The sequence below is a fragment of the Hydrogenimonas sp. genome, from assembly GCF_029933015.1.
Lineage (GTDB): Bacteria > Campylobacterota > Campylobacteria > Campylobacterales > Hydrogenimonadaceae > Hydrogenimonas.
This window is the reverse complement of record NZ_JAOZOZ010000058.1, coordinates 1-9,810: the sequence shown is the minus strand read 5'-3', so window position 1 is coordinate 9,810 and position 9,810 is coordinate 1. Positions and strand designations below refer to the sequence as shown.

Below are 9,810 nucleotides of genomic sequence, written 5' to 3'. Positions count from 1 at the left end.
AGATGATCCCGATGCCGATCGTCGGCCACTGGCTCAAAAAAGGGTGGGGATGGTATTGCCGAAACTCGAAACTCGGCAAAATCCCCCGCATTCCTGGTATGTAAAACCCAAAGGAGAAAATCATGTGCAACGAAGGAAAAATCGACAGGATCGTACGTATCGTACTGGGACTCGCCATCATCGGATGGGGGGTCGCGGCGCAGAACTGGTGGGGCGCCGTAGGGCTTGTACCGCTCGTGACCGGCGCAGTGGGTATCTGTCCTCTCTACCTGCCTCTGGGAATCAACACGGGCTGCCACAAGGGTGACGGCTCCGACAAATCTTAAAAATATCTCTCGAACTCCACCTTATAATTATTATTCGGTGGAGTTTTTCTTTTTCTTCGATACAATTCCACGACAAACATCATCGAATCAAGGAGTGTGAATGACCCAGAAAGTCTTTAAAGAGAAGTATCCCATTTTCGAGCTTTTCATCGACAAGAACGAGACGACGTGCAAAACGGTCGACGACGTGATCAGTTATTTCAAAGAGAAGATCGACGCCCATCCGGTGGCCGTCTATATCGCGACCTTCGACCACTACGCCCACACCACATCTTTGCCCGAAGGCAATGTCAACGAGAATATCAAGGCCGCGAAAAACATCGTCTTCTGTTTCGGCAAAGAGCTTCCGACACCGGAAGTGATGGCGGTCCGCCCCCGCTCCATCGGTGTCAGCGACATGGGTGACAAATTCGTCGTCATCTTCATGGAAGCGCCCAATCCCCAGGCCAACGAAGCGATGGAAGCGTGGAGCAAAGCGCTCAAAAACGCCTGATAGGCATGCCGAAGTCACCGGCATTCTTCCGGCTTCTTTTCTTCGGCCCGCTGATTTTCGGCGGGTTGCACGATTTCGTCGCCACTTTGCTGCGGCACCTTTGATATAATCGGGTATGAATTACCTCTCGATCATCCTTCTGGCGACCTTTCTCTCCGTCGTCATCAATTCGCTGCTTAAGCGTTTCAACATTCCCACCGTCATCGGTTACATCATCACGGGTGTCGCCGTCACCACATTTTTCGATCTGCACCACGATTTCACCGAGCAGCTGAACCATATCGCGGAGTTCGGCATCGTCTTTTTGATGTTCACGATCGGGCTGGAGTTCTCCTATCGCCATCTGGTCAGGATGAAACGGGAAGTCTTTCTCTTCGGTTTCATGCAACTGACGCTGAGCGCCGTGGTTTTCGGTTTTCTGGCTCACAAACTTGCGGAGCTGCCCTTTCAGGGCTCCATCATCGTGGGGCTCGCCCTGGGGCTCTCCTCGACGGCGATCGTTTTGAAGATGCTGAGCGAATCGGGGCAGATGCACGCCCCCTACGGGCGCAAAGCGGTCGGCATCCTGATCTTTCAGGATATGGCGGTCATTCCGATCCTGCTGATGATCACGATCTTCTCCTCCCGAAGCGGCGACCTGGGAGGGATGCTCTGGCAGACGCTGATCGACGCCGTGGCGGTGGGGATCATCATCTATCTGGTCGGTAAATATCTTCTCGAATGGGTCCTGACGCAGATCGCCAGGACCAACTCCACCGAAATCTTTCTGACCACGATTCTGCTGATCGTCGTCGGGTCGGCGCAGCTGGCGCACTTTTTCGGCTTCAGCTACTCGCTGGGGGCTTTTCTGGCCGGCATGATGCTCGCCGAAACCCATTACAAATACAAGATCGAGGCGGAACTGGTGCCTTTCCGGGATCTGCTGCTTGGCCTCTTCTTCACGACGGTGGGCATGCAGATCGACCTGGCCGTGGTGGCCCAGAACATCGGCTGGATCCTCGTGATCGCGCTGGCCGTGATGGCGATGAAATTCGGTACGATCTTTCTCTTTCTGCGTTTCTTCACCCGTCCCCGTGTGGCGCTAAAAACCGCCCTCACGCTCTCACAGGTGGGGGAGTTCGCCCTGGCGGTCTTCGCCCTGGCGCAGGCGAACGGCCTGCTGGATATGCGCATCACCCAGGTCATGCTCAGCGCCATCATCGTCTCGATGATCGTCTCCGTTTTCATCCTTGGGCGCATTCGCGATATCGCCGACATGATCATGCCCGAACCGGAGCCGGAGTTCGCCAGGGTCGAATCGACGGGATTTTCGAACCATGTCGTCGTCTGCGGCTACGGCCCCCTCGGGCAGAAGGTGACCGAAGAGCTCAAAAAGCAGCAGGCCCACTATGTGGTCCTGGAGCACGACATCCACCGCATGGAAGAGGGGCAGAAGGCGGGAGAGCCGATCTTTTTCGCCAACGCCGCCAACGAGGAGACCCTGAAGCATTTCAACGTCGCGCAGGCGAGCGCCGTCATCGTCGCCGTGGACAACGCCCGACACCTCAGACTCATCTGCGAAGCCCTGGAAAACACGGCCCCCGAAGCCAACGTCGTGGCGAAGGTGAAAACCCGCTCCGAAGCGGAACTGATCGCGGGCCTGGATGTGGACCACGTGGTTGTCGAAAGCCAGGAGATGGCGAGGCTCCTGGTGGCCGAAGCGATGCGCTGCAGGCTTTTCGCAACCTGAAAAGCACCCCCATTCCCCGTTCCCTGTTCCCCGTTCCCTCTTTCCCTCTTTCCCGTTTCCCGATTCCCGTTTCCCTGTTCCCCACTTTACCTCCCCCTTAGGGGCCATTGGATACAATCGCAAAAGATTTTACTTTTGCGATCGAGGGGCTGTGCATGACCAAATATATCTTCGTAACCGGCGGTGTTCTGAGTTCTCTGGGCAAGGGAATCACGGCGGCGAGCGTGGGGACGCTTCTGAAACAGACGGGGCTGAACGTCTCGATTTTGAAGATGGACCCCTATCTGAACATGGATCCCGGGACGATGAGTCCCCTGGAGCACGGGGAGGTCTTCGTCACGGCCGACGGTGCCGAGACGGATCTCGACCTGGGGCACTACGAGCGTTTCCTGAACGTCGATTTGAGCAAAAAGAACAACTTCACCACGGGGCAGATCTACCACTCCGTTCTGACGAAAGAGCGCAAGGGCGAGTATCTTGGCAAGACGATCCAGGTAATCCCTCATATCGTGGGCGAGGTGAAGCAGCGTATCTTCGCGGCCGGCAAGGGCAAGGACGTGCTGATCGTGGAGCTGGGCGGTACGGTCGGCGACATCGAAGGGCTGCCGTTTCTGGAGACGATCCGCCAGATCAAGCACGAACTGGGCAGCGAGAGGGTCATCAACATCCACGTCACGCTGGTCCCCTACATCAAGGCCGCCGGGGAACTCAAAACCAAACCGACCCAGCACAGCGTGCAGGAGCTGCGGCGCATCGGTATCACGCCGCATATGATCATCGCCCGTTGCGAGAAGCCGCTCCCGAAGGAGCTCCGTAAAAAGATCGCCGTCAGCTGCGATGTGGACATGGACAGTGTCATCGAGTGTATGGACGCACCGACGATCTACCAGGTGCCCCTCAACTTTCTCAAAGACGGCATCATGCATCCGCTGATCAAACGGTTCCATCTCGCCGACACAGAGCCCAACATGGAGGAGTGGGACATCCTGGTCAAGCGGATCATCGCCCCCCGCGACGAGATCACGATCGCCTTCGTAGGTAAATACCTGGGCCTCAAGGAGTCCTACAAGTCCCTGACCGAGGCGCTGATCCACGCCGGTGCAGCGCTGGATACGCGGATCAACCTGCACTGGGTCGACAGCGAGGACATCGAGGAAAAGGGTGTCGAGGAGACGATCGGGGAAGTCGACGGCATTCTCGTCGCCGGCGGATTCGGCGTGCGGGGCGTGGAGGGCAAGATCATGGCGATCAAACACGCCCGCGAAAACAAGATTCCCTACCTGGGCATCTGCCTGGGGATGCAGCTGAGCATGATCGAGTACGCCCGCAACGTACTGGGCATCGAAGCGGCCAATTCGGTGGAGTTCGATCCCGAAACGCCCGAGCCGCTGATCTATCTGATCGACGAGTTCATCGACCAGTCGGGCGAAAAGCAGGTGCGCACCCACAAAAGCCCCCTGGGCGGTACGATGCGCCTGGGCGCCTATCCCTGCGAGATCAGGGAGGGGACGAAACTCTTCGAGGCCTACGGCGGCAAAAAGATCATCTACGAGCGTCACCGCCACCGCTACGAAGCCAATCCCGCCTACCGTGACCGGCTCGAGAAGGCCGGGATGATCGTCTCGGGCGAGAGCAACGGCCTGATCGAAGCGGTGGAGGTCAAGGATCATCCCTGGTTCCTGGGTGTGCAGTTCCACCCCGAGTTCACGTCGCGCCTGCAGAATCCCAATCCGTCGATTCTCGCCTTCTCCAGGGCCGCGTTGAGTGCCAAAAACGCCGAAAACGAGTGACGCGGCGTTCGACACCGATGGAGGGCGGCCTCCCTCTGCTGACCAAGGAGAAGATCGAAGCGATTCTCGAGGCGCGTTTCGGTGACGGCTTCAAAAGCCTCAGAGAGCTGCCTTCTCCTTCCCAACTGCACGATATGGACCGGGCGGCGGAGAGGATCGTCCGGGCGATCGAAAAAAAAGAGCGTATCGTCGTCGTCGGCGATTACGATGTCGACGGCGTCGTCTCGACGGCGCTGATGGAGGAGTTTTTCGAGATCGTCGGCTACCCGGTCCAAAGTCTCATTCCGAACCGTTTTCGTGACGGCTACGGCATCTCTCCGAACATCGTCGACCGCATCGAAGCGGATCTGGTCGTCACCGTCGACAACGGTATCACGGCTTTCGAGGCGGCCGAGCGCTGCAAAGCGCGCGGTATCGACCTGATCATCACCGATCATCACACTCCCGCCGAAACCCTTCCCGACGCTTTTGCCATCGTCAACCCCAAGAAATCCGAGTGCAGTTTCGCCTATCCCGAGATATGCGGGGCGCAGGTGGCGTGGTTTCTGATCGGTGCGCTCAAGCAGCGGATGGGGATCGACCTGAAGATGGGGCGATTTCTCGATCTGCTGGCTCTGGCCATCGTGGCGGACGTGATGCCGCTGATTTCCATCAACCGTCCTCTCGTGCAAAAGGGACTCGAGATGCTCTCGGCGTCGAGGCGTCCCGCTTTCGAAGCGGTACGGGCCTATCTGGGAAAGAGCCGTTTTACGGCGGAGGATATCGGATACGGCATCGCACCCCGGATCAACAGCGCCGGACGGATGGAGGACGCTTCTGTAGCGTTGAGGTTTCTGCGTGCAAGGAATCTCGGCGAGGCGAGCGAAGGGTGGCTGGCGCTCGATGGGCTCAACCGGAAGCGGCGCCGGATCGAAGCGGAAACCACCCAGGCCGCATTGGAACAGGCCGATCCCGGAGCCCCTCTTCTCGTGGTCGCCGGAGAGGGGTGGCACGAAGGTGTCGTGGGCATCGTCGCCTCGCGCCTGGTGGACCGCTTCAAGAAGCCGGCGATCGTCCTGTCGATCGACGGGGAGAGGGCGAAAGGGAGCGGCCGCAGTATCGGCGATGTCGATCTCTTCGGCCTGTTGGAGGCGAGTCGGGAGGTGCTGACGGGATTCGGCGGCCACAAGATGGCGGCGGGCCTTTCACTCAAAGCGGGCGATATCGAAGCACTGCGGGAGAGGATCTGCGATCATGCCGCAAGACTCGACCCCTCTTTGTTCCTGCCCAAAGAGAATGTTTTGGGGGTGCTTCCCGTTGGGGAGATCGACTGGGAGCTGATGGAGATACTCAATCGCTACGAACCTTATGGAGAAGCCAATCAACGACCAAAATTTCTGATCAAAAATATCAGTGTTATTGATGCCAATGCGATCGGGGCCGAAAAAAACCATATGAGGCTGCTTTTAGGCGATAAAAATTTTTCTTTGCAGGCCATTCAGTTCGGTTTCGAAAAAATGGTCTCTCCGGGCCGGAATATCGATGTTTCAGGGACTCTTCAGGTCAACGAGTTCAATGGCCGCCGCTCGATCCAACTACTCGTCGATAAAATATACTGATGTAAAAATAAGATAATTTTTACCTTTAATACTTATAATAGGGACATTCGCAATTACAGGAGTGACAGTATGGACAAAAAAATGTTGAAACATAGCCAGGAGGTTATCGAAGAGCTCATGAAGAAAGAGGGCATGAGCCGACGCGACGCTCTGAAGCTGATGGGCCTCGGAGGAGCGGCGACGATGATGGGCACGGCGCCCACATCCGCCAACGCGGCGACCAAGGCGATGGCTTCCAGTGACAAGAAGGCCAAAATCGTCATCGTCGGCGGCGGTGCCGGCGGTATCATGGCGGCTGCGCGCATGAGAAAAGCGGCACCCAATGCCGAAATCGTACTCATCGCTCCCAACGACATCCATCTCTACCAGCCCGGCCAGGTTTTCATGGCGGCAGGTCTCTACACCGAAGAGGACATTCGCAAGCCCAACGCCGACCTGATGCCCGATGGGGTCAAATGGGTCAAGGACGAAGTCAAGGCGTTCGATCCGGACAGCAACAGTGTCGAGACGGCCAAAAACGGAAAGATCGGCTACGACTTCCTGATCGTGGCGACGGGTCTGCAGTACGACTACGAACGTATCAAGGGTATGAGTCCCGATCTGGTCGGACAGAAAGGGATCTCCAGCGTCTATCTGAACGATCCGGTGAAAGGAACGGCCAAAGGCGGTGTGGCCACATGGGAGTGGTTCAAGCAACTGCGCGCCGAAGCGGAAAAACGCGATCCTGGCAACCCTCTGCACGTCATCTGTACGCAGCCGAGCACGCCGATCAAGTGTGGTGGCGCGCCCCAGAAGATTCTCTATCTGAGCGACGACATGCTCCGCGGCAACAGCCCTCTTGGTGGCAAGGACATCCACGACAACGCGAAATTCACCTTCGCCAAAAAGGGTGGCAAGCTCTTCGGTATCAAATCCTACAACCAGACCCTGCTGAAGCTGACGGTCGATTACGGCAACATCTACGACGCCTTCGGCCACGATTTGGTGGAGATCGATCCCGATGACAAAATGGCGACTTTCGACTATCACTATCTCGAAAAAGGGGAGTGGGACGAGGATCTCGAAGAGTTCGAGGTCATTCCGATGGTCAAGAAAGTCAAAATGAAGTACGACTTCATTCACATCGTTCCTCCGATGAAGGGTGTCGACGCCGTCGCCAACTCTCCGATCGGCTGGCAGAAGGGTACGGCCAAAGGGTGGATGGCGGCAGACCGCTATACACTCCAGCACATCAAGTACAAAAACGTCTTCGGTATCGGCGATATTCTCGGTATTCCCCTCGGAAAGACGGGTGGTTCGGCGCGTCACCACGGACCGATCCTGCAGGAGAACCTGGTTTCTGTCATGGAAGGCAAGGAACCGACCGAGAAATTCGACGGTTATACCGTCTGTCCTTTGAAAACGGAATATGGTGAAATCATGCTGGCGGAGTTCAACTACGACGGACCGGCGCCGTCGTTCCCGCTCGATCCTTCGAAGCCTCGCTGGATATGGTGGGCATTCGACCTCTATATGCTCAAGCCGATGTACTGGAACCTGATGATGCGGGGCCTGATGTAAAATCGGACGTCATTCACAATGATTTCACGATTTGACGATAAAATGAAAAATATTTCCGAAGAAGGAGAAACTATGCGAATGAAAAAAATAGTGGGAGCCGTCGCCTGTATGACGGTATTGAGCGCCGGTGCGATGGCGGTGGAGATGAGCAATGCGCAAATCTATGAAAAATACTGCAAGAAGTGTCACGGTGCCAACGGCGAGGGGAACCCCGCCAAAAAGGGCCCGGCCCTCAACGACAAGGATATCAACGAGCTCTTCGATGCGCTGATGAACCTCAAAGAGAAAGGGTTCGAAGCGAGCAAGCACGAAGCGATGACCCACAATATGGAAGTCCTCGAAAAGAAAAAAGGTATCCACGTCGATCCCCAGACGATGGCGAAATACCTCTACTACTCTTTCAATCCCGAAGCCAATTGAATTACGGAGACGGCAATTGTCGTCTCCATTTCCCGCTGTCCCTTCAATTTCAATTTTCACTCTATCGCTTTTCTCGAAAAATTCTCTCTTTTCAAATTCGGTGCTTGATGTATCTTCGTAACATTTGATAATTCTGCCAGATAAAATCTCTATTGTTCAAATTTACTGATAAAAAGCATAAGAAGAATAGTATAAGCTTCTTTGTACTAAAATTTAATGTGACTTTATAAATAAGATTAAATATGTCTTATTTATGATGGAATTATATTGATATAGAAGGAGGAGATATGGCGGTCGAAATTTCCCGAAGACGCTTCCTGCAGGGCAGCGTCGCGATGACCGTAATTGGCGGCATGTCGATGGCACCGAGCAATCTTTTTTCCAACGAAAAGGAACATGGAGAGCTCTCCATCACTACGAAAACCGGTACGGGTGAAGCGGAACTGATCCCCACACTCTGCGAAATGTGCGTCAACAAGTGTGCGGCGCTGGCGCGGGTGGAAGACGGGGTCGTGACCAAGCTCGATCCCAACCCGATGTTTCCGAAATCCCGCAACATGCTCTGTCCCCGGGGAAATGCCGGTATTCAGGCGCTCTACGATCCGGACAGGCTGAAATATCCGATGATACGCGTCGGAGAGAAGGGTGAGGGAAAATTCAAGCGTGTTTCGTGGGACGAAGCCTACGACGCGATTTTGAACGGTACCGACAAATTTCCGGGCCTGGCGAAGATCCTGGACGAAGAGAAGGACAACCGGTCGACGATCTTCTTCTGTGCCGGCGAGGGAATGGCCGAGCATACGTTCAAGACGTTCTATACCGGTTTCGGCTCTTCCAACTGGCTCAATCACGCGTCCTTGTGTCTTCGGACCGTCGTTTCGGGCTACGGTGTCACGATCGGTGCCTATCCCCAGGCGGATCTGGAGAATGCGGAGTACATCATCATGGCGGGTGCCAACCGCGCCGAAGCGATCGTCACGCCTGATACGATGGACTTTTTCAAGCGTACCAAGGGACGCGGCGCCAAACTGATCTGCGTCGATCCGCGCTTTACCAACACGGCCGCCAAAGCGGACAAATGGCTGCCGATCAAGCCGGGTACCGACCTGGCCTTCGTTCTGGCGCTCACCTATGTCGCCGTGATGGAGGAGCTCTACGACAAAGCCTATGTCGAGAAGTATTTCAACGGCTTCAAGCAGTACAAAAATCACCTCTACGCCGAAGAGTACACGCCGGAATGGGCCGAAAAGATCACGGGCATCCCGGCCAAGGATATCTACGAGATCGCCCGCGACTTCATGAAGCACGCCCCCAAAGCGGTCTACTATCCAGGCCGCCGAAGTACTTTCGCCAAAAACGATTTCCAGCTTCGCCGTGCCATGGCGATCTTCCAGGCGCTCGGAGGCGGTATCGACACGAAAGGCGGGCTCGTCTTCGGGAAAAAGCTGCCTCTTAAAGGCCATGACATCGTCGCGCCGATGTACGCCCAGGCCGAAGGGGTGGATGTCGCCCGCGCCAAAGGAAAACCCGGCTACTCCGACTGTGCGATCGTATCGGGCGGAGGATCCTGGATCGGTTTCAGAAACCGCGTACTCGAAGGCAAAAGCGTCTACCCGATCCGGGGAATGTTCCTCTACAAGCACAATCCGATGATGAACATGCCCAATACGGCCAAAACCGCCAAATTCCTCAAAGGGCTCGATCTGATCGTGGCGATCGACACGATGCCCAGCGATACGGTCATGTTCGCCGATGTCGTGCTGCCGGAGTGTACTTATCTCGAAAGGACCGACCCGGTCAAGACCTTCGGCGGACCCGAACCCTCCATCGCCGTGAGAAACAAAGTGATCGATCCGATGTACGAGACCAAACCGGTCATCGAAATCATGCGCGG

General features: G+C 55.9%; 8 protein-coding genes. All 8 read left to right on the top strand.

The genetic code is table 11. The annotated features are described in order from the left end of the window. Window positions 1-122 precede the first annotated feature (122 nt). Window positions 123-326 carry a DUF2892 domain-containing protein gene (locus Q1K23_RS05440; protein WP_300363090.1) on the top strand — a complete coding sequence of 68 codons (204 nt, stop codon included), beginning with the start codon at window positions 123-125 and terminating at the stop codon, window positions 324-326. 100 nt (window positions 327-426) lie between these two features. Continuing rightward, window positions 427-819: a DUF6858 family protein gene (locus tag Q1K23_RS05435; RefSeq protein WP_300363088.1), complete on the top strand. Its 393-nt coding sequence runs from the start codon at window positions 427-429 to the stop codon at window positions 817-819. A gap of 115 nt (window positions 820-934) precedes the next feature. After that, window positions 935-2,548: a cation:proton antiporter gene (locus Q1K23_RS05430; protein WP_300363087.1), complete on the top strand. Its 1,614-nt coding sequence runs from the start codon at window positions 935-937 to the stop codon at window positions 2,546-2,548. Window positions 2,549-2,703: 155 nt separating this feature from the next. Continuing rightward, window positions 2,704-4,338 (top strand): glutamine hydrolyzing CTP synthase, encoded by a 1,635-nt coding sequence (gene pyrG, locus Q1K23_RS05425; protein ID WP_300363085.1) that lies wholly within the window; start codon window positions 2,704-2,706, stop codon window positions 4,336-4,338. Then, complete coding sequence (gene recJ / locus Q1K23_RS05420; RefSeq protein WP_300363084.1) at window positions 4,335-5,936, top strand: single-stranded-DNA-specific exonuclease RecJ; 1,602 nt, start codon at window positions 4,335-4,337, stop codon at window positions 5,934-5,936. Before pyrG ends, recJ begins: the two co-directional genes overlap by 4 nt. 69 nt (window positions 5,937-6,005) lie before the next feature. Further along, window positions 6,006-7,496, top strand: coding sequence for an FAD/NAD(P)-binding oxidoreductase (locus Q1K23_RS05415; RefSeq protein WP_300363082.1), 1,491 nt, complete (start codon window positions 6,006-6,008; stop codon window positions 7,494-7,496). A 78-nt stretch (window positions 7,497-7,574) separates the two neighbouring features. Continuing rightward, window positions 7,575-7,916: a c-type cytochrome gene (locus Q1K23_RS05410; RefSeq protein WP_300363081.1), complete on the top strand. Its 342-nt coding sequence runs from the start codon at window positions 7,575-7,577 to the stop codon at window positions 7,914-7,916. A gap of 287 nt (window positions 7,917-8,203) precedes the next feature. Further along, window positions 8,204-9,810 (top strand): molybdopterin-dependent oxidoreductase (locus Q1K23_RS05405; protein ID WP_300363079.1); only part of this gene is annotated, 1,607 nt, incomplete at its 3' end.

Excerpts from the sequence above, each read along its gene's own strand:
- Q1K23_RS05435 (WP_300363088.1), top strand. The coding sequence starts at position 427 with ATGACCCAGAAAGTCTTTAAAGAGAAGTATCCCATTTTCGAGCTTTTC.
- Q1K23_RS05430 (WP_300363087.1), top strand. The coding sequence starts at position 935 with ATGAATTACCTCTCGATCATCCTTCTGGCGACCTTTCTCTCCGTCGTC.
- Q1K23_RS05415 (WP_300363082.1), top strand. The coding sequence starts at position 6,006 with ATGGACAAAAAAATGTTGAAACATAGCCAGGAGGTTATCGAAGAGCTC.
- Q1K23_RS05410 (WP_300363081.1), top strand. The coding sequence starts at position 7,575 with ATGAAAAAAATAGTGGGAGCCGTCGCCTGTATGACGGTATTGAGCGCC.
- Q1K23_RS05440 (WP_300363090.1), top strand. The coding sequence starts at position 123 with ATGTGCAACGAAGGAAAAATCGACAGGATCGTACGTATCGTACTGGGA.
- pyrG (WP_300363085.1), top strand. The coding sequence starts at position 2,704 with ATGACCAAATATATCTTCGTAACCGGCGGTGTTCTGAGTTCTCTGGGC.